Raw genomic sequence first — 19,112 nt, forward strand, 5'->3', positions numbered from 1 at the left:
CCCTCCTGTGCATAAGCCTGAGTATCCAATCGCGGCACCAGACGGCGTCAGGTCTGGCAGGATGGTGATAGCCAACTCACTGATCCTGTGAGACTATTTTCCTATCTTTCCCGATTGGAACGCATCGTGTCCCTCGACTACTACCAACGTCATGCCCCCGAGCTGGCGGCCCGCTATCAGCTGGTGTCGCCGCGTGCCGTTCACGGCGACTGGCTGACAGTGCTGGAACCCTGGCTGGTGGCGGCGCCGCGCCAGTTGCTGGATGTGGGGGCGGGCAGTGGTCGGGATGCCGCGTTTCTGGCGGGTCTTCACCCCGGCCATACCCTGGTGGCGGCCGAACCCTGTCAGGCTCTCGCCCAACTGGGTGAAGCCCATACCCGAGGGCATAGTGTGACGTGGGTCAACGACGCCTTGCCTGCCCTCTCGCATGTGACCGGGCAATTCGATCTGATCCTGCTCAGCGCCGTCTGGATGCACCTGCCTCCGGCGGATCGCCCACGGGCCCTGGCTCGCCTTGGTGCGCTGCTTTCGCCAGAGGGCTACCTGGTGCTGAGCCTGCGCCTGGTGATATCGGAGCAGGAGGCGCGGGAACGGGCCATGTTCCCGGTCAGTGTCGAGGAGGTGGTGCGGCTGGCGGCGGAGGAGGGGATGGTGGTGCTGCATGCCTCGGCGCCCCAGAGGGATGCCATGGCACGTGTCGAGCTCAGCTGGCAGAGCCTGATCCTGGGAGGCAAGCATGCACGCCTCCCCTGAGCAGCAGCTCGCCTTTATCGCCTACCTGCAGCGCATCTTCACCGAGGGGAACTTCGTGGCCACCTATAAGTGCGCCCTGCTCCACGGGATCGCCGATATCGCCATCGAACGCAGCGCCGGTACCCACGAGCTGGACGCGGCGCGCACCATCACCCTCGATGAGCTGGCTGCCAAGTTTGTGGAGCTCTACTGGCAGCACTCTCTGCCCTATTCGGCGACCGCCGAGACGGCGACCCTGCTCAAGCAGAGCAGCGGGCGCCAGGCCAGCATGCTGACCGAGCTTGCCAGGCTGCGGGAGGAAGGTGTTCGCTCTGTGACGGCCCTGCGTCGCCACAGCGCCTGGCAGCCGCTACTGGCTCAGGTGAAACGTATCCTCATCGACGGCCCTCTGTGGCGGCTGCAGGTCCTGGGGGGGAGGGAGGAGTGCCATCTCTATCCCCACCAGAGGGGGAGCGATCATATCCGCCTGCAACCGGGCATCCTCTTCTGCCTGCACCGTTTCCACGATCTGGTGGTCTCCCTTGCCCGTCAGCACTGGCTGCAGCTTGTCGTCGATATGAAGGGAAACCAGCCCCTGATAGGGCAGAGCGCGGGGCTAGAGGCATTCTTGTTTGGCTCACACCGTCAGGGGCTGGGGGGAGTGGGGAAGGTGTTAAGGGAGCTGCAGGAAGGTACCTGTTTTTATTGCCGCAAGGCGATTCAGGGGGCAGGCGAAGTGGATCACTTCATCCCCTGGCGTCGCTACCCCCTGGATCTGGGCCACAACTTCGTGCTGGCCCACGCCAAGTGCAATAACAACAAGCGGGACTTTCTGGCCGCCCCCGAGCACAGGGATGCCTGGTATGAGCAGAACATTCTGACCCACGGCGCCCTGCTTACCCGCGAGCTGGCCCCTCTGGTGAACGTGGATGCCGAACGCTCCACCGCCATTGCCGCCTGGGCCTATCAGCAGGCCGTCCGTGAACACGCACGGTTGTGGCGTGGTATCGATGAGTTTGTGGACGTGGCCGCCTCCGGCCTGAGCATTCCCCTGCACTCTTTGTGAGGCGGGAATATCTTCCGCCGGCCAGAAGCCGGATACAAAAAGGGCCACCTCTTGCGAGGTGGCCCTTTCCAAACGTTTGGTGGAGCTGGGGGGAAGTGACAACCATTGTTCAGCTTGTCATTATAAATCAACACGTTAAATTGATTTGTACCAGCGGTTCACGTTGTGACCCTTTTCCATGACACCAAAACTTGGACGCCACTTCAACTCCTTCAGCAGTGAATTGAGATGTGTACCTCTTACTGGCCGGTAATATTCATGCATACTTCGTGCAATGAAGCCTCGAACGAGGCATGTTGGTTGAACAGAATTAACTGTTGAGAACTACCAAGTGCCGCCTACTCAGGACGGCTGAGTTTAATGGGTGTGCACGTAAATAATTGTTGAGCCATCAAGCTGAGTAGCACATATGGCGATGAGCCTGGAAAACGAAAATAGAATGCTGCGAGAGCGTGTGAAGCAGCTTGAAAATGAGATTGCTTTTTTGCGCACGCACCCTGTATTTCTACAGGGTCTGAAAGGCGAATCAATAGTCTCAAAACTGACAGGAGGCGCATTCACTGAGTTTGCAGCCAGCCATGACCTTAAGATCGGCAGCACAGTAAAAGTCGAGGTCAAGTTCAGTAAACTCAATACACCGAATAAAGGGAGAGATACACGGCGGTGGAATTGGAGCAAGCTTCTTGGCTGGAAAGATAAGGGCAAGGACTATGACTTTCTCGTTCTGGTTGGTGAAAAAGATTGGCGATACCCAGAGCAATATTTAGATCAATCGCCTTACGTATTCTTTCTCATCCCCAAAGCTCAAATATCAGAGATCATCACTCGTGGGAAGGCTATAGGCAGCCAAGCTCAAATCACTACCCGACTCGCAGCAGCCACTTCGCCAGCCTCAATGGCACTTAAGAAATACTTGGTCCCGGCAGCAATGTTGAGCGAGTTGATTGATACTACAAAAGGTGCTCAAACGGGTAGCTCTTCCTTTGGCGGACCTGACGCTTAACCTTAGAGGTTACAATCGTTGGTTATTACCATAATTTACAATCACAACGAACGTTGAACATTGTGTGGCTGTTGTTAATCCGAGACTAATCCCTTTCTTGCTTTGGCGCAAAATGTGTACCTTTTGAGCCACCCAAACACCCCATCGAAAAGAGTGGCTCAAAAGTGTTGATTTAGTTATGAGCCATCCCTATATTGTGAGCTATAGTTTGTGAGCCACTTGTGGGGGATTGTCATGGCGGTTATCGGGTATCTGAGGGTGAGCACTGGCGAGCAGAGCGTAGAGGCTCAGCGACACAGCATTGAGCAGATCCACAAGGTAGAAACGTGGTTCGCAGACGAGGGCATATCTGGCGCAGTGAGGGCATTAGAGCGCCCGGAATTCTCCGAGCTGTTCAAGTTTGTGCGGAAGGGGGATACGCTAATTGTTCCCGCCGTTGACCGTCTTGGGCGTGACACCATCGACGTTCAGCACACGGTTGAAGCGCTGCAAGCCAAGGGCGTGTCGATTATCAGCTTGCGGGAGGGGTTCGACCTATCCACGCCAATCGGTAAGGCAATGCTGACTATGCTGGCCGCTGTCGCAGAGCTGGAACGCTCAAATATCAAGGCCCGTCAGATGGCCGGGATCGCTAAGGCCAAGGCAGAGGGCAAAGCATTAGGGCGTGAGAAGACCATCGACGATACCGCCGTTGCTATCTGGCGGAAGGAAAACAGCGCAAGCATCCAGGCGACCGCCGAACATTTTGGGATTTCACCCGCCAGTGTGAAGCGAGCCTGCAAAGCAGCGTAATGACGACCCAAATAGCACGCGAATAAAGCAACAACATACCGGCCAAGCGCCGGTATTTTTTTGTCTTAAATATGGTGATCGGTCATCTGTTTGTGTAACATGAAGTTATTGTAACTTATTGAGATTTATAGGCTTATACATGAAGGTTTCAATATTGAAGCGTCAGCTCGCAGAGCGGATGGGTGAGGATGCGCACTATCTGGAAGGTAGGGACAAAGCGTTCTTAGCAGAGCTTGCCGGTATACCGGTTGAGCAGATTGAAGACGACAAGATCATCACTGGTGAAGGGGAAACCGGCTGGATTGAAGAGCGTGAGACCCATCTAGATTTGGCGGACAGGATGCGCATGGAAGTTAAGGAGGAAATCGAGAAGCAGCGTCAGCGCACTATTGAGCGTGGAAGCCTTGGCGGCTCGTATCGTATAGCGGCGGCATTGGCCCGCAATGGAGGTAAAGCATGATCCCGGAAACGCGTTTCGAACAGGCGCATGGTGTGACAGCGGGCAAGCTCTCATACGCTTTGGAACTGATGGATAAGGGGGATGTTGTGGCGGCTCGCGATGTAATCCTTGAGGTTCAATGTAGTGGTCAACTAAATCCGGACACATAGTTAAGCCGCTTTTCGGCTTCTGCTGGCGCTATCCCATCATTGTGTTGATGTGGGCGCCGCCAGTTGTAGTAATCCATCAGGTAGTAACTGATATCCCGCTTTGCTTCCCGCAGGCTCATGTACCCCGTGGTCGGAAGCCATTCCGTCTTGAGGCTCCTGAACAGTCGCTCCATCGGCGCATTGTCCCAGCAGTTGCCACGCCGGCTCATACTCTGGGTCATGCGATAGCGCCACAGCCGTTGCCGAAATGCCCGGCTGCTATATTGGCTGCCCTGGTCGGAGTGAAACAGCACACCGGATGGGCAACCCCGCTGCTGATAGGCCATCTCCAGTGCTCTGATTGCCAGCTCTGCATCAGGCTTGTCAGACATCGCCCAGCCCACGACTCGCCGGGTATGAAGGTCAAGCACCACTGCTAAGTAATGCCAACGACCACCCGCCCAGACGTAGGTGATATCGCCACACCACACCTGATTGGGTTGCGGAACATCAAATTCGCGGGCCAGCAGATTCGGAATATCCGGTCGTTCAGAGCATGCAACCTTATAACGGTGTGCGCCCGGCTGTTTGGATGCCAGCCCAGCTTCCTTCATCAGGTTACGGACTTTGAATCGGCCAATCTGATACCCCAGCTCTCGCATCATCCACATCAAGGCGCGGCTGCCTGCGGAATCCCGGCTCTCTTTGAACAAACGGCGCAACTCGCTGCGTTGTTTCATCCGCTCACGGTTAATCGTCCGCTTGCGGGTTAAATAGTCGTAAAAACAGGAGGTGGGAACATCAAAAGCGCAGCAGACCAAGGTGATGGGGGCTTGCTCCCTTAATCGGTCTATCAGCGCGTACGTGTGAACTCGTCCGCCATCAAGAGAGCAGTAGCCTTTTTTAGTATGTCCTTTTCGCGCTCGAGCCGGTTGATACGGGCTTCCAGCTCCTGGATTTTCTGCTGCTCCGGAGTCAGCGCTTTGCTGATTGGGGTAGTGCCACTGCGTTCGGATTGAAGCTGCTGAACCCAGCGGCGAAGTACGGTTTCACCGACATCCAGCGAACGGCTGGCTTCGGGGACTGAATACCCCTGGTCGACCACCAGGGATGCGGCTTCCAGTTTGAACTCGGCAGTAAATGAGCGACGCAATCTTGTCATTGAACACCTCAGATTATGGTGGCGACTCTACCACCTAAAATGGTGTCCGGGATGATTAGACCACTACACATCTGTCCCTGCTCGGACAGGGATGGCAGGCCCTGCTTGCCTAAGCCCAGATACCAGTTACGCCGCAGCAAGGGATCCTCAGGGCGCTCTTTCCAGATTGACAATTTCGGGAGATTCTTAGGGATCGTGCGGATAACCTCTCGATAGTGGGTAATATCGGCAGCAACAAGCGCCGCGCTGTTCAGCGGGCCGAGAACATCGAGAAAACGCGCAAGATTGCTTTTGCGCTGGCTCAGGGTCTTGGGTTTGAGCTTCTCCACATGTTCGCTGTGCTCGTTGAATCGGGCCACCAGCCATTCCAACGATTGACCGGGCGCATAAGGGGCAACCAAGGCACTACCGACGGGTAAAGGCTTGGCGTTGATCGTTGTTGGCAATGTGGCGAGAGCGTCCGCCGTCCGCCGGGCTTCAATGAGCTGGCCTTGTGTCCGTTGGGCAATGCCAACCGCAGTACGGGCCAGTTCCTTCGCCTTCATGATTTCTGAGATTTCAGCCATGTCTACTTCCTGATCGACTTCCTGAACTAATGCCAATAATTCGTCGAGCAGGAGCCTGCCAAGTTGGAAAGCATGGATCCACAATTCTCCCGTTTTAGCGCGACTTTTTGTGCCAAGTGAGAAACGGGTCTCACGAGGAGCGCCGTACTGGCGGAGGGAAGGGGGGAAGATCAGGCGGTAGCAGTAGACACCACAGCGGTTTTTGATGAGACCGGGATAGAGCATATGTGACACCTCAGTGTGTCACTCCCTGACCAGCCATAAAGAAAAAGCCCTGACGAATCAGGGCTTTAGAAGGTGGTGGAGCTGGGGGAGTCTGAATTTAGCTTTTAACTGATTGATTTTATGTGATTAATTATTTAAGGCTAAGCTTTGGTGGTACATGCAGTGGTACATGCTGTAAAACCATCTTGTCTCAAGGAAAATCAAGAATATTTGGTTGCCGTGTGATTGTTTCCCAAATCGAGCGTTTGAATTGAACTAACTGAGGGAGTGGTGATCATCACCATTCCCTTCATGTTTGCATCAAGTCGCTTCACCCCATCACCAACTGGTCTCAATACATCAAGTTCCTGATCCACTGTGGCTCCCTCGCCTTCTGGGTTGATGCAGATGCAATGGAAAATGGTTCCACCCCGACCATCACGGGCGACGGGGACGTAGCCAGCTTTCACTGGCCAGACCATCTCTACCTTCTGGATTCTCAAGGGGATTTTCAGCCTCTCCCTGCGAGTGACCCAAGGGCTACTCGACTCTCTGATTTAGTTGATGAATGTTTCCTCTGTGCGCCCCCGATTACAGCTGTGCCAGCAAGCGAACCCGTACGGTGAAGGTGCCTATAGGCAGCCATCTAAAGGGACGATTACCGCAATGCTGTTCAGATAAGCACTTTTTTGACTGATTATTCATAAATTGGATTTGAGTTGAGGGGGCAAGGCTGTGTCCAGTCGATCTTCCTCCAGCCTTTATCCAGCGGGGCTTGCAATAGAAAGAGGGAGGCATCATGCCTCCCTCGATTTTTTGTCCTGATACTACGTAGACTGGAACTCAAATTCTCTTAAGTGAACAGCATTGGACGATTACCGACCTGGTTATCGATTTAATTGGCCTGAAGGTGCTTGACGAAGGCGAGTGGAAAGTCATAAAACACGGCGCCAATTTGGAATCGAACGATTTGTATTGATTTCGGATACGATGTTAATCGTAAACTGACAGGAGCGGAGTTATTTATAAAATCATATAAAATACTAGCGGTTATTTATAAGAAGTAATATTTTTCTGTCATTTTAACGGGGGTTATTTATGAAGTCTAATAATGTCAATGTTTTTTTATTATTTTTATGATTTTTCTCTTGTGTATTTTATTATATGTGATTTAATCCTTCTCAAGTTGGAAGGTGAGGTATATATGGTATACGAGCAAGATATTCGTTTGATTAAGATGACTGAGGTGTTAAAAAAAACAGGAATGTCTAAGTCCACAGTTTACAGCTTAATAAGCCACGGAATGTTTCCACAACAGGTAAGCTTGGGTATTCGCTCAGTTGCATTTGTAGAGGCGGAAGTTGATGCTTGGATTAGAAATAAAATCGCCAATAGAAATCGTTGAAACACTTATAGATATACAGATAAAACCTAACTATAAGGGTTATCTATGTATTTATAGAATGGAATGTTGAGCCACAATTTGAATGACTTGTGGTTCCTATGATGAGTAACAGTGGTTATTTATTTTTATGACCATATACTTTAATTTATATATAATAACGCTTGGGGTTTTATTATAAAATTTTCGTAATTTTAAAGGGGCGTTGAGCTACTCAAGTTACATCATGGGACAATTCTGTCCACAAAATATTTGAAGGTGGTTTGTTATCTCTAACAAAATTCCATTTGTTAAACTAACTCGACTGAGAATTCGATACAACCGTCACTGTACAGTCTAAGCTCTACATTTCAGAGCATGTTGATGGTTCATTTTGAACTGTTGTTAGTGTGTACTTATGTCGATGACTGTTTAGATGCGTTGTCAGCCGACAATCGCTGCCAGTCAGCATCGAGGTTTCCATTTCATGATACCGATAATGCGATTGCCAGCGGCCACTGATGCGCAGAACACCCTGTTGTCAGCTGACAATCACACTCGCAGAGGGGCTTGGTTCCATTTCACACTACCGATAACGCCAATGCCTGATGGTTCTGATGAGCTGCTCACCCCGTTGTCAGCTGACAATCGAGTTCGCTGGAGCCAGATTTCCATTTCACGCTACCGATAACGCTAATGCCTGATGGTTCTGATGAGCTGATCGCCCCGTTGTCAGCTGACAATCGAGTTCGCTGGAGCCAGATTTCCATTTCACGCTACCGATAACGCTAATGCCTGATGGTTCTGATGAGCTGATCGCCCCGTTGTCAGCTGACAATAGAGCTCGCTGGAGCCAGATTTCCATTTCACGATACCTATAATGCGGCTGACAGAGAGATTATCGGGCAGCGGCCAGGACATCATTTCACACTACCGATAACGCCAATGCCTGATGGTTCTGATGAGCTGATCACCCCGTTGTCAGCTGACAATCGAGTTCGCTGGAGCCAGATTTCCATTTCACGCTACCGATAACGCTAATGCCTGATGGTTCTGATGAGCTGATCACCCCGCTGTCAGCTGACAATCGAGCTCGCTGGAGCCAGATTTCCATTTCACGATACCTATAATGCGGCTGACAGAGAGTGCCGAGCAGATTATCGGGCAGCGGCCAGGACTTCATTTCACATTACCGATAACGCCAATGCCTGATGGTTCTGATGAGCTGCTCACCCCGTTGTCAGCTGACAATCGAGCTCGCTGGAGCCAGATTTCCATTTCACGATACCTATAATGCGGCTGACAGAGAGTGCCGAGCAGATTATCGGGCAGCGGCCAGGACTTCATTTCACATTACCGATAACGCCAATGCCTGATGGTTCTGATGAGCTGATCACCCCGTTGTCAGCTGACAATCGAGTTCGCTGGAGCCAGATTTCCATTTCACGCTACCGATAACGCTAATGCCTGATGGTTCTGATGAGCTGATCGCCCCGTTGTCAGCTGACAATCGAGCTCGCTGGAGCCAGATTTCCATTTCACGATACCTATAATGCGGCTGACAGAGAGATTATCGGGCAGCGGCCAGGACATCATTTCACACTACCGATAACGCCAATGCCTGATGGTTCTGATGAGCTGATCACCCCGTTGTCAGCTGACAATCGAGTTCGCTGGAGCCAGATTTCCATTTCACGCTACCGATAACGCTAATGCCTGATGGTTCTGATGAGCTGATCACCCCGCTGTCAGCTGACAATCGAGCTCGCTGGAGCCAGATTTCCATTTCACGATACCTATAATGCGGCTGACAGAGAGTGCCGAGCAGATTATCGGGCAGCGGCCAGGACTTCATTTCACATTACCGATAACGCCAATGCCTGATGGTTCTGATGAGCTGCTCACCCCGTTGTCAGCTGACAATCGAGTTCGCTGGAGCCAGATTTCCATTTCACGCTACCGATAACGCTAATGCCTGATGGTTCTGATGAGCTGATCGCCCCGTTGTCAGCTGACAATCGAGCTCGCTGGAGCCAGATTTCCATTTCACGATACCTATAATGCGGCTGACAGAGAGATTATCGGGCAGCGGCCAGGACATCATTTCACACTACCGATAACGCCAATGCCTGATGGTTCTGATGAGCTGATCACCCCGTTGTCAGCTGACAATCGAGTTCGCTGGAGCCAGATTTCCATTTCACGCTACCGATAACGCTAATGCCTGATGGTTCTGATGAGCTGATCACCCCGCTGTCAGCTGACAATCGAGCTCGCTGGAGCCAGATTTCCATTTCACGATACCTATAATGCGGCTGACAGAGAGTGCCGAGCAGATTATCGGGCAGCGGCCAGGACTTCATTTCACATTACCGATAACGCCAATGCCTGATGGTTCTGATGAGCTGCTCACCCCGTTGTCAGCTGACAATCGTTGCCAGCCAGCAGCCAGGATTTCATTTCACGCTACCGATAACGCTAATGCCTGATGGTTCTGATGAGCTGATCACCCCGTTGTCAGCTGACAATCGAGCTCGCTGGAGCCAGATTTCCATTTCACGATACCTATAATGCGGCTGACAGAGAGTGCCGAGCAGATTATCGGGCAGCGGCCAGGACTTCATTTCACATTACCGATAACGCCAATGCCTGATGGTTCTGATGAGCTGCTCACCCCGTTGTCAGCTGACAATCGAGTTCGCTGGAGCCAGATTTCCATTTCACGCTACCGATAACGCTAATGCCTGATGGTTCTGATGAGCTGATCGCCCCGTTGTCAGCTGACAATCGAGCTCGCTGGAGCCAGATTTCCATTTCACGATACCTATAATGCGGCTGACAGAGAGATTATCGGGCAGCGGCCAGGACATCATTTCACACTACCGATAACGCCAATGCCTGATGGTTCTGATGAGCTGATCACCCCGCTGTCAGCTGACAATCGAGCTCGCTGGAGCCAGATTTCCATTTCACGATACCTATAATGCGGCTGACAGAGAGTGCCGAGCAGATTATCGGGCAGCGGCCAGGACTTCATTTCACATTACCGATAACGCCAATGCCTGATGGTTCTGATGAGCTGCTCACCCCGTTGTCAGCTGACAATCGAGTTCGCTGGAGCCAGATTTCCATTTCACGCTACCGATAACGCTAATGCCTGATGGTTCTGATGAGCTGATCACCCCGTTGTCAGCTGACAATCGTTGCCAGCCAGCAGCCAGGATTTCATTTCACGCTACCGATAACGCTAAGGAAGGTGCTAACAAGTCACTTGGCACAAAAACACACCATTCTAAATTATTGATATTAAATGGCTAAACTTTTTAGTTTTGGCACATAGGGTACTTATTCGCACCTTCCTTAGCAGAATGATTGTCGTCATCACCAGGTCCCTGCCAGCATGAATAAACTAGTCTAGCAGTAACTAATGGAACCCGTTGAAGGTCGATCTCCGGTGAGAGGATTGCATACAGTACACATTGAACGAACAAACATACCCTCCCTGTGCAACTCAAATAATTTATCGAAAAATATTGGCACCAAACAACAGCTAGGAGATAATGCTAGGCGATAAACAAATAACTTTTTAGGCGTGATATCCATGAATGATTTTATCAAAACACTGCTGAACATTCGTAGTCTCCGGGCTGCTCTGCGTGAACTGCCATTCGAACAACTGGTCGAGATTAAGAGCAAATTTGATGAGGTGTTTGCAGAGCGTGAGGCTGCTGAGCTCCGATATCAGGAAGAAAACGCTGAACGTCTGCGTAAGCTGGCGGAGTTCAGCGAGATGCTGAAAAACGCAGGGATTGACCCCAGCGAACTGGTTGGTAGTGCTGCTCCGTCGAAAGCTGACGGAATGGAAAAGTCCAAGCGAGCGCCGCGCCCCGCAAAGTACAAGTATCACGAAGATGGCCAGGAAAAAACCTGGACTGGTCAGGGCCGTATGCCGAAAGCCATCGCTGAGGGCGTTGCTAGCGGAAAGTCCTTAGAGGATTATCTGATCTAATCCACAATTATAGTGGTATTGAAAGCAGCCGTAAGGCTGCTTTTTTTATTCATTCTACTATAATAAATTTTGTTTAGGGTGGCATGAGACATTTTTGTTAATGCTATTCGTCCATTACTCTACATGTATCGCGAGTGTTCGATGAAAATAATGACCACAAAAGAGGTTGAGGTTATAGCTGATATTCAGTGTGACGTATGCCATAAAAGCACAACCCCACATATGAACCCAAATTTGTATAATCCTCAGTTTGGAGCCCTGACTGCAAAATGGGGTTATGGTTCGAAAAATGATGGTGCGGCATATGAGGTGCATCTATGTGAGGAGTGCTTTTTTACTGTGCTGAGTCAGATAAAAAATATGCGTAAAAATGATCATGCGGGTTATGTTGATGATCAATCATTTGGGAGGATTTTATCTCACAGTCTTGAGCTTATATGACATCATTGGTTCGGCTAGATCTAGAAAAGGTATGTCTGTCATAGGATGAGAGCATGCCTTTTTATATAACTTTAATCAGCCTATGTCATAGTTTTAATTTCACGGAAGAAAATTAAAATCACCATATAAGTCTAGTTAATTTCATATTTTAAATATTAACTTTCGCCAATGCCATTGATAACGTTAGTCGTTAAATTAATAATTTAACTCAAAAAATTGTTGATATTATATTTAGTGTTTGCAATACTATAATTAGAGTGAGCATTAAATATCACCGAATAATTTAGCTCATTTCTGAATGTGACTTCGTATAAATTTATTGTATATTTTTTGAAAAAACTCTAAACCAGCTATGTTTTAATGTCTATTAAATAGGTTGGTTGGAAAAATAAAACGCATAACACTACTAATAATTATTATAAAGGTGCACGTAATGAACATAAAACCACGCTCAGGTAGACCCCAAAAACCAGCTGACGAAAAACGCAGTTTAATGCTCCGAATCTCATTTAATGCAGCTGAGCAACGTGTTTTAACTAAGCATAGTAAAACCTATGGTATTCCCAAAAAGTCTAGCCTGATTCGGTTTTTGGCTCTCCGGGAACCAGACAGTAATATCTCACCAGATTTTTCATATGATGATCGTGTGAGATTGCTAGAGGATCTATACAAAGTATCCTTGACTTTAAATGAAGTAATTTTATTCATTCAACAGATTGAAGCTGGCAATGATATTTCTAGCTATATTACTGACAGTAGTGAAGACTCGCGTTTGATGTTTTATTTATCATCTATCAATTCTAGGCTAGCTAGCTTTGAAAAAGCCCTCATTGGAGGGATTTTGAAATGAACTTTGAAAAGCATCGGAATAGCCAGAATTTCCAGTACAGACTGTCTTATATTTATCGTTCGATACAAATTGGTAAGAAGCGAAAGTCAAGGCCATCACAAGTTATTCATCTCGGTGGTGGTGTAATTAATATACCAAACGTTGAACGTAATCAAATAGGTGAAATCTCTGATTATGACATCGGGCCACTACTCACGGAGTTGAATATGCAGGCATCATTGTATGCAGGCACAGGAAACCAACTATGTGCACATTATTCACTATCATTAAGCCCCAATGAATCATTAACGCCATTTCAATGTTTAGTTGCAGCTAGGTTGCTAATGATTGAACTGGGATATGGTAGCGATACTCGATGGACATCTGTTATACACCGCGATACAAGGTCTCTACATGTACATGTAGTGGCATGTAGAGTAAAACTTGACAGAACCTTAGTTGATGATAGTAATGACTACGCTCTGGGTGTTGACGCTGCTCGAAAAATAGAAATTGAATTGGGATTGGCGAACTGTAAAAGTCCTGAAGCAAATTTCGGTCATGAGTATAGCATAGTCAATATTAAAAATGGCCGTGGTAGAGGGAGCTTTCATGCTATGCATGATCCCGCCTGTATAATTAGGGATGCAATGGACGTGGTTTTTAAAAACCAGCCGAACAACATGACTAAATTTGTCACTGGGTTGCGCGAGCATAATGTAATGGTCAAGCCGTGGAGAGCTGATAATCGTGAGCCACAGGGGATCTGTTACAGTATAGATGGTCAGCGATGGATATCAGGGACGAAAGTTAAAAAATCACGGGCTACTTGGTTTAAGCTGATCGAGCAAGGTATTGAATATTCACCTAGACGAGATGATTACAGTCTGAACTTGGGTGTTTCAAATGAATTAAATGAATTAAATGAATTAAGCGATCTTAGAGTGATACCGTTTACTGCATTGATTCGTTGTACTAAAAAACAATATGCCAAGATGAAAAGATCAGTGCAGTCATTTGTGGATAAAAAAACATATGGTACATCGTCATTCTTTTTCCGGCTTCTAAGACTGGATTTTGTTTTGCTATCAGTCGAGGAACCGACAGACAGTTTTATATCAAATGCATTAGCACTGTTGAAAGACGTTTTGGCTACAATTTTTAGGAAAGGGCTGGAGGGCGTTCATGTAGGATCAAACGCATTGATTCCTGATGGATATGTCCCAGATATTAACTCAGGGAAAGATACTATTGATAAGCCAAACATGTTTTTCTTAGACAGAGAAAAACTTAAAAATGAAATTTTGAAGAACAATGAATGGATTGCTGATTGGTGTGGGGATCCCATATCACACGAACAAACCAAAGAAAAAAACATAAAATAACAATAATAATGAGAGGTGTGGCATGGCTAATATGAGGTTGAATGCAAATCTGAGAACCGTATCATTTAGCAAAACCGTGAGTGTACTGGAAGAACTGGAGCTCAGTTCTGGTATATCTGTGCGTAGGTATAAGGCTGTAAACGTTCACCTGGGCACTGTTGATGTAAACTCTGATTTTTCTCTTATAAAAGAGTTAACCGAAGCTGACGCAAAAAATGCAAAGCTATGGGTCCAGGAGCAGCAACGACTGGTCCAGTATGCTTACATGGAAAATCAGAAAAAAGGACTAATTGGCGGGTGTCCTGTTATCAAACGCAATAAGAGCGACGATGATAAGTATCGAGATCATTATGGGTATATTCCAGATTGCAGGATTGGTGAATTTATTGGTGTAATCATCAATCAAATCCCACTTTCGTCACCCATACAATCTGTTGAGTCTAACCACTCGTTATATGAAAGTATTATTGGGTTGAGAAAGAAAGGTCGTTTGTCTGAAGTGTTTAATAACATTTTAAACACGCTAATTGAAATTCATAAAAAAAACCCTTTCACAATGAAGGAATGGTTTTCTCTTTTCTTGGGAAATAAAGATTGTTATTTATTGATTACAGCAGCTTCTGGTTATAAACAGAATGATTTTGAAAAAATGCTTCCAGATAACCATAGAGCAGTAAGATTGTCGCTGATAAAGAAGGCTATTAAAGATAAATATCCAGCTAACTTATTGATCGAGGGGTAATCCCCGCCTCATACTGGGCCTTTATATAGGATAGAGTGTGTAATGAGTAAACCATTTGGTTCCGGCAGCGTTACAGTTCAACCATCTCGTGGCCTGTGGCAGGCCAGCTACTTAGGGCAGAAAGTCACCTATAGCGAAGCACGGTTTGGAGCAATGGCAGAGACCCTTGCCCACCGGGCTTTGTTAAGATTGCAGGCTGGAAACTTTGACCCTGTGTCCGACGATCTGCAATTCAAGTTGTCATGGCGAATGCTGGATGCTGCCAGGCAATTGGGGCTCTCATTGGGCCAACTGCGGCAGTGGATGCTAACTGGAATGCTCAACGGACATGAGATTAAACCACCAATGCGTGATGTGAAAGGCGTTGACCGAATCACCGGTTGCGAATTGATGTTGGCGCAAGAGCGCCTTGCTGAGTGCAAATCCGGGTTGTCACTTTGCAATGGGTAATTCATCCAATGCGGTTGTATAGCGGGGACTGAGTTTTTCACGCTTCATCATCCAATCACTGTTGTCTCTCCCACAAGATCCAAAATGAATTTTTCCTAATCGTCCCTGGTTGATTCGGTCGATCATCTGCATTAGGTCCTGGCTGCGGGGCTTATGTTGATGATGGTCGAACAAATCTCCCTGCTGGCTGCCGATAGGAGTGAAGTCGGCTAGCATCACGCCCCCTTTTTGGTAGCGGCGCCCATCCCGCCAGATACGAGAGAGCAGTGAGTGGATCACTCCCAGCAGCTCCCTGGTATCGTTTGTAGGCACAGCCAGCGTGGTGCTCACTTGGTTGCCGTAGTAGGGTTCTTTGTCATTGAAGGGGCTGGTACGAATGAATAAGGTGACATGGCGACAGCACATTCCCTCTGCCCGGAGTTTTTCAGCTGCACGTTCCATATATCCTGCGAGTGCTTGATGCATGGAATTCATGTGTGTGATCCGTTCACCGAATGATCGGGAGCAGATGATCTGCTGTTTGGCTTGTGTGTCCTGCTCCAGGCTGGCGCATGGATAGCCGCGTAGCTCTAGCACGGTTCGCTCAACAACGACCCCATAACGATGCCGTAGGTTTTTACCATCGACAGCGACTAGGTCCGCCACACTATTGATCCCGTGCGCTTCGAGCCTGGTGGTCAGTTTTCTACCTATTCCCCATATTTCCCCGACCGGAGTGATAGCCATCAAACGCGCTCGACGTGCCTCATCACGCAAATCAACCACTCCACCAGTAGCAGGCCACTTCTTCGCGGCGTAGTTTGCCAGCTTGGCGAGTGTTTTGGTTGGCCCGATCCCGACGCCGACTGTGAGTCCAGTCCATTGCTGTATTCGTTCACGGATCTGACGACCATATGCTGTCAGGTCTCCCGCCCATGATTCGTTCAGTTCAATAAACGCCTCATCAACACTGTACACCTCGACAGTTGGCACCATGCCTTCCAGCGTGGTCATTACGCGCTGTGACATATCACCATAGAGGGCGTAGTTGCTCGAGAACCAAACACCGCCTACGGCCTCGAAGAACTGACGGATCTGGAAGTAGGGAACACCCATCTTGATGCCAAGCGCCTTGGCTTCTGCCGAGCGAGCCACAACGCAGCCGTCGTTGTTCGATAGCACCACGATCGGGCGCCCCTTGAGGTCTGGCCTAAACAGGCGCTCGCAGGACGCATAGAAGTTGTTCACATCGACGAGGGCAATGGCGTTGGGCATGGTTTAGCCTAGTTTGGTCTTGTGGAGTACATAGGTTACGACGCCAAAAATCTCTAGTTCTTGCCCGTCCAATAGATGGATGGGCTGGAAATCCGGATTGGCGGGTAGCAGGGCAGGGAACGGGCGTTCTTGCAGCTGTTTGACAGTGAATTCTCCATCAAGGCAGGCTAGAACGATAGCGCCGTGGCGGGCCTTGAGCGCCCTATCTACGATCAAAAGATCCCCGTCATTGATGCCCTTTTCCACCATGCTGTGGCCACTGGCCCTGACATAGAAGGTGGCAGCGGGATGCTCAATACAGATCTGGTTCAGATCTATGGTTTGCTCAATATAGTCCTGTGCTGGGCTAGGAAAGCCGCAAACCACAGGGGACAGAAAAAGCGGCAGCTCTAGAGCGTCCGGGGTTGGATGTGGGATGGCGAACATGGTGGCTCACTGGTTACTGTTTTTATATACAGTATAGCCGTATTGCATAACGTGTGCATCCGGTGTCAGTTGACATACCGGGCCCATTAGCTATGTTCGGTTCACATGGTACTGTGTTCATAGGACGCGTGATGGAATCAACAGTTTTTAGGTGTGGTCGTGGCCAGGGGGTATACCTGCCCGAGGCCGTGGCCCTGCCAGATGAGGTCACGCATGTTGAGATCGTCGTGGTTGGTCGTACTCGCATAATCACACCTGTAGGTGAGTCCTGGGATAGGTGGTTTGATGAGCCTTGTATGAGCGCCGACTTCATGGCCGAATGTGAGCAGCCAACCGCCCAGGAGCGAGAGAAACTCTGAGGTCCAGCACGGTAACTGAGTTGCGTAGCTGAGAGGGATTGTTTTTATATATATAGATAAAGCGTATCCCTCTCACCTGAAAAGGTGAATAGCTATGGCTATCATTCTCGCGTAGCGAGGATTGTTCATAGATCTGTCGGTACTCGCTCCCCAGGCAGGATAGCTCAGTAGCCATTTTTTCTAGGTTGCACCACTGGTCGTGGTGCATGTGATCCAGTTATCTACCTGTGGTTTCCATTGGACCATTCGTTGAAGGTGTTTTGGTGGCACTAGAGCTGAGGTGCACAGCTGAGAGGGATTGTTTTTATATATATAGATAAAGCGCACCCCTCTCACCTAACAGGTAACGATGTGGCTACATCATTCTCGCATAGCGAGGATTGTCCATAGAGCTGTCGGCGCTTGCTCTCCCTGGTAGACAGGATAGCTCGATAGCAATTTTCTATGTTGCACCACTGGCGTGGTGCATCTCATCCAGTTAGTTATCTGGCCAAGTATTCCACCAGGAACTTGTCAAATGGGGTATTCCACTTGCTGCAATCCTCGGACTACCTGGGGAAGGTGCGAATAAGTACCCTATGTGCCAAAACTAAAAAGTTTAGCCATTTAATATCAATAATTTAGAATGGTGTGTTTTTGTGCCAAGTGACTTGTTAGCACCTTCCCTTCGCCGACAGTGAATTCAGCAGTAAGCGCCGTCAGACCAGAAAAGAGATTTTCTTGTCCCGCATGGAGCAGATTCTGCCATGGCAAAACATGGTGGAAGTCATCGAGCCGTTTTACCCCAAGGCTGGTAATGGCCGGCGACCTTATCCGCTGGAAACCATGCTACGCATTCACTGCATGCAGCATTGGTACAACCTGAGCGATGGCGCGATGGAAGATGCTCTGTACGAAATCGCCTCCATGCGTCTGTTTGCCCGGTTATCCCTGGATAGCGCCTTGCCGGACCGCACCACCATCATGAATTTCCGCCACCTGCTGGAGCAGCATCAACTGGCCCGCCAATTGTTCAAGACCATCAATCGCTGGCTGGCCGAAGCAGGCGTCATGATGACTCAAGGCACCTTGGTCGATGCCACCATCATTGAGGCTCCCAGCTCGACCAAGAACAAAGAGCAGCAACGCGATCCGCAGATGCATCAGACCAAGGGAGGGTGCGAATAAGTACCCTCTGCAACGAAAATGAAACTTTTAGTCAATTAAATTCAATCACTTACATAGGCGTTTTTTTGCGTTTGGTGACTTATTCGCACCTTCCTTAGATGATTGCAGAATTTTTTATCAACGATTCAACAATATCGCTGCGTGTTTTCCCCTCGGCAGCAGCTCGCTTATCCAGCTCGGAAATTGCAGCGTTGGTCAGGGAGAGGGTAACTGCTCGTTTCCTGATTTTCGTGAGGCTGACTGTTTCATCGTTTATATCAGATGCATCGTGTTTTTCGATAGCCGTTTTCATATGGGAGATATCTTTCTTTGTTAAGTTCCCCGTGTCTGTAAGCTGATATGAGTGGGTGCTTTTGCTGTACTTGATAGTAACATTGTAGGTTTCGCGCAGATCTCGAAGGCTGCGGGTTAGCGTCGCCTCAGAACATCCAAGATCTTCAATGATTTTTGTTGCAGAAACATGTTTTTCTGAAAAAAGCGATATCGCTAAAGTGAATGCCCGTTTCTGTTTTGCGCTTAACATCATTCGTAAATTACCGTTTTAAAATAGCTTGAG

19 protein-coding genes and 2 pseudogenes are annotated in these 19,112 nt (G+C 48.9%); 15 read left to right on the forward strand and 6 right to left on the reverse strand.

Translation table 11 applies throughout. The features are described 5' to 3' along the window. Positions 1–126 precede the first annotated feature (126 nt). From I6L45_RS12695 to I6L45_RS12715, 5 genes are all read left to right on the forward strand, one after another. On the forward strand, positions 127–753 hold the full coding sequence (locus tag I6L45_RS12695; RefSeq protein WP_254204320.1) for a bifunctional 2-polyprenyl-6-hydroxyphenol methylase/3-demethylubiquinol 3-O-methyltransferase UbiG: 627 nt from the start codon (positions 127–129) through the stop codon (positions 751–753). Then, positions 737–1,798 carry an HNH endonuclease gene (locus I6L45_RS12700; RefSeq protein WP_216982248.1) on the forward strand — a complete coding sequence of 354 codons (1,062 nt, stop codon included), beginning with the start codon at positions 737–739 and terminating at the stop codon, positions 1,796–1,798. The genes I6L45_RS12695 and I6L45_RS12700 overlap by 17 nt, the downstream gene beginning before the upstream one ends. Before the next feature lie 409 nt (positions 1,799–2,207). Next, positions 2,208–2,801 carry a hypothetical protein gene (locus I6L45_RS12705; protein ID WP_216982249.1) on the forward strand — a complete coding sequence of 198 codons (594 nt, stop codon included), beginning with the start codon at positions 2,208–2,210 and terminating at the stop codon, positions 2,799–2,801. 234 nt (positions 2,802–3,035) lie between these two features. After that, a complete protein-coding gene (locus tag I6L45_RS12710; protein WP_216982250.1) occupies positions 3,036–3,593 on the forward strand; it encodes a recombinase family protein in 558 nt (185 codons plus the stop codon). Between the two features lie 154 nt (positions 3,594–3,747). Beyond that, positions 3,748–4,053 (forward strand): hypothetical protein, encoded by a 306-nt coding sequence (locus I6L45_RS12715; protein ID WP_216982251.1) that lies wholly within the window; start codon positions 3,748–3,750, stop codon positions 4,051–4,053. Positions 4,054–4,180: 127 nt separating this feature from the next. Here the strand turns inward: I6L45_RS12715 and I6L45_RS12720 are convergent. The 3 genes from I6L45_RS12720 to I6L45_RS12730 form a co-directional block, all read right to left on the reverse strand. Continuing rightward, positions 4,181–5,343, reverse strand: a protein-coding gene (locus tag I6L45_RS12720) for an IS3 family transposase (protein ID WP_216982252.1) whose coding sequence is annotated in 2 segments (ribosomal slippage) — positions 4,181–5,088 and positions 5,088–5,343 — 1,164 coding nt in all. Because the reading frame shifts where the segments join, the coding sequence is not laid out codon by codon here. A gap of 8 nt (positions 5,344–5,351) precedes the next feature. Continuing rightward, positions 5,352–6,134, reverse strand: a complete 783-nt coding sequence (locus I6L45_RS12725; protein ID WP_216982253.1) for a hypothetical protein — start codon at positions 6,132–6,134, stop codon at positions 5,352–5,354. A 200-nt stretch (positions 6,135–6,334) separates the two neighbouring features. Then, entirely contained in the window at positions 6,335–6,490 is a 156-nt protein-coding gene (locus I6L45_RS12730) for a hypothetical protein (protein ID WP_154670442.1), read from the reverse strand. Here I6L45_RS12730 and I6L45_RS12735 point away from each other — a divergent pair. The 8 genes and pseudogenes from I6L45_RS12735 to I6L45_RS12770 all read left to right on the forward strand — a co-directional run. Continuing rightward, positions 6,434–6,785 (forward strand): annotated as a pseudogene (locus I6L45_RS12735) (transposase); the annotation flags it as partial. The gene I6L45_RS12730 and the pseudogene I6L45_RS12735 sit on opposite strands and share 57 nt — an antisense overlap. A gap of 439 nt (positions 6,786–7,224) precedes the next feature. After that, complete coding sequence (locus tag I6L45_RS12740; RefSeq protein ID WP_223949428.1) at positions 7,225–7,518, forward strand: AlpA family transcriptional regulator; 294 nt, start codon at positions 7,225–7,227, stop codon at positions 7,516–7,518. A gap of 3,577 nt (positions 7,519–11,095) precedes the next feature. Beyond that, positions 11,096–11,503, forward strand: a complete 408-nt coding sequence (locus I6L45_RS12745; RefSeq protein WP_069785062.1) for an H-NS family nucleoid-associated regulatory protein — start codon at positions 11,096–11,098, stop codon at positions 11,501–11,503. 141 nt (positions 11,504–11,644) lie between these two features. Next, the gene (locus I6L45_RS12750) at positions 11,645–11,944 is read left to right on the forward strand and encodes a hypothetical protein (RefSeq protein WP_134697308.1); all 300 of its coding nucleotides are present in this window, start codon (positions 11,645–11,647) and stop codon (positions 11,942–11,944) included. A 433-nt stretch (positions 11,945–12,377) separates the two neighbouring features. Beyond that, on the forward strand, positions 12,378–12,794 hold the full coding sequence (locus I6L45_RS12755) for a hypothetical protein (protein WP_216982254.1): 417 nt from the start codon (positions 12,378–12,380) through the stop codon (positions 12,792–12,794). After that, positions 12,791–14,158 carry a relaxase/mobilization nuclease domain-containing protein gene (locus tag I6L45_RS12760; RefSeq protein ID WP_216982255.1) on the forward strand — a complete coding sequence of 456 codons (1,368 nt, stop codon included), beginning with the start codon at positions 12,791–12,793 and terminating at the stop codon, positions 14,156–14,158. The genes I6L45_RS12755 and I6L45_RS12760 overlap by 4 nt, the downstream gene beginning before the upstream one ends. 22 nt (positions 14,159–14,180) lie before the next feature. After that, positions 14,181–14,900, forward strand: a complete 720-nt coding sequence (locus I6L45_RS12765) for a hypothetical protein (protein WP_216982256.1) — start codon at positions 14,181–14,183, stop codon at positions 14,898–14,900. Between the two features lie 42 nt (positions 14,901–14,942). Then, positions 14,943–15,350 carry a hypothetical protein gene (locus I6L45_RS12770; protein ID WP_201934208.1) on the forward strand — a complete coding sequence of 136 codons (408 nt, stop codon included), beginning with the start codon at positions 14,943–14,945 and terminating at the stop codon, positions 15,348–15,350. Here I6L45_RS12770 and umuC read toward each other — a convergent pair. Then, the gene (gene umuC, locus I6L45_RS12775) at positions 15,333–16,604 is read right to left on the reverse strand and encodes a translesion error-prone DNA polymerase V subunit UmuC (RefSeq protein ID WP_180911179.1); all 1,272 of its coding nucleotides are present in this window, start codon (positions 16,602–16,604) and stop codon (positions 15,333–15,335) included. The two genes, I6L45_RS12770 and umuC, sit on opposite strands and share 18 nt — an antisense overlap. Before the next feature lie 3 nt (positions 16,605–16,607). Next, on the reverse strand, positions 16,608–17,030 hold the full coding sequence (gene umuD / locus I6L45_RS12780) for a translesion error-prone DNA polymerase V autoproteolytic subunit (RefSeq protein WP_010676201.1): 423 nt from the start codon (positions 17,028–17,030) through the stop codon (positions 16,608–16,610). Positions 17,031–17,161: 131 nt separating this feature from the next. Here umuD and vapB point away from each other — a divergent pair, with 131 nt between their 5' ends. After that, positions 17,162–17,389 (forward strand): type II toxin-antitoxin system VapB family antitoxin, encoded by a 228-nt coding sequence (vapB, locus tag I6L45_RS12785; protein ID WP_118854742.1) that lies wholly within the window; start codon positions 17,162–17,164, stop codon positions 17,387–17,389. 714 nt (positions 17,390–18,103) lie between these two features. Then, positions 18,104–18,547: pseudogene (locus I6L45_RS12790) on the forward strand (IS5 family transposase); the annotation flags it as partial. A gap of 103 nt (positions 18,548–18,650) precedes the next feature. Here I6L45_RS12790 and I6L45_RS12795 read toward each other — a convergent pair. Then, positions 18,651–19,082, reverse strand: coding sequence for a helix-turn-helix domain-containing protein (locus I6L45_RS12795; RefSeq protein WP_113721932.1), 432 nt, complete (start codon positions 19,080–19,082; stop codon positions 18,651–18,653). Positions 19,083–19,112: the final 30 nt, after the last annotated feature.

The sequence above is a fragment of the Aeromonas sp. FDAARGOS 1415 genome, assembly GCF_019048365.1.
Taxonomy (GTDB): domain Bacteria; phylum Pseudomonadota; class Gammaproteobacteria; order Enterobacterales; family Aeromonadaceae; genus Aeromonas; species Aeromonas taiwanensis.

What these genes read in the sequence shown, in the direction of transcription:
- I6L45_RS12700 (WP_216982248.1), top strand. Translation starts at nt 737, where the DNA reads ATGCACGCCTCCCCTGAGCAGCAGCTCGCCTTTATCGCCTACCTGCAG.
- I6L45_RS12705 (WP_216982249.1), top strand. Translation starts at nt 2,208, where the DNA reads ATGGCGATGAGCCTGGAAAACGAAAATAGAATGCTGCGAGAGCGTGTG.
- I6L45_RS12710 (WP_216982250.1), top strand. Translation starts at nt 3,036, where the DNA reads ATGGCGGTTATCGGGTATCTGAGGGTGAGCACTGGCGAGCAGAGCGTA.
- I6L45_RS12725 (WP_216982253.1), bottom strand. Translation starts at nt 6,134, where the DNA reads ATGCTCTATCCCGGTCTCATCAAAAACCGCTGTGGTGTCTACTGCTAC.
- I6L45_RS12740 (WP_223949428.1), top strand. Translation starts at nt 7,225, where the DNA reads ATGTCAATGTTTTTTTATTATTTTTATGATTTTTCTCTTGTGTATTTT.
- I6L45_RS12745 (WP_069785062.1), top strand. Translation starts at nt 11,096, where the DNA reads ATGAATGATTTTATCAAAACACTGCTGAACATTCGTAGTCTCCGGGCT.
- I6L45_RS12750 (WP_134697308.1), top strand. Translation starts at nt 11,645, where the DNA reads ATGAAAATAATGACCACAAAAGAGGTTGAGGTTATAGCTGATATTCAG.
- I6L45_RS12755 (WP_216982254.1), top strand. Translation starts at nt 12,378, where the DNA reads ATGAACATAAAACCACGCTCAGGTAGACCCCAAAAACCAGCTGACGAA.
- I6L45_RS12760 (WP_216982255.1), top strand. Translation starts at nt 12,791, where the DNA reads ATGAACTTTGAAAAGCATCGGAATAGCCAGAATTTCCAGTACAGACTG.
- I6L45_RS12765 (WP_216982256.1), top strand. Translation starts at nt 14,181, where the DNA reads ATGGCTAATATGAGGTTGAATGCAAATCTGAGAACCGTATCATTTAGC.
- I6L45_RS12770 (WP_201934208.1), top strand. Translation starts at nt 14,943, where the DNA reads ATGAGTAAACCATTTGGTTCCGGCAGCGTTACAGTTCAACCATCTCGT.
- umuC (WP_180911179.1), bottom strand. Translation starts at nt 16,604, where the DNA reads ATGCCCAACGCCATTGCCCTCGTCGATGTGAACAACTTCTATGCGTCC.
- umuD (WP_010676201.1), bottom strand. Translation starts at nt 17,030, where the DNA reads ATGTTCGCCATCCCACATCCAACCCCGGACGCTCTAGAGCTGCCGCTT.
- vapB (WP_118854742.1), top strand. Translation starts at nt 17,162, where the DNA reads ATGGAATCAACAGTTTTTAGGTGTGGTCGTGGCCAGGGGGTATACCTG.
- I6L45_RS12795 (WP_113721932.1), bottom strand. Translation starts at nt 19,082, where the DNA reads ATGATGTTAAGCGCAAAACAGAAACGGGCATTCACTTTAGCGATATCG.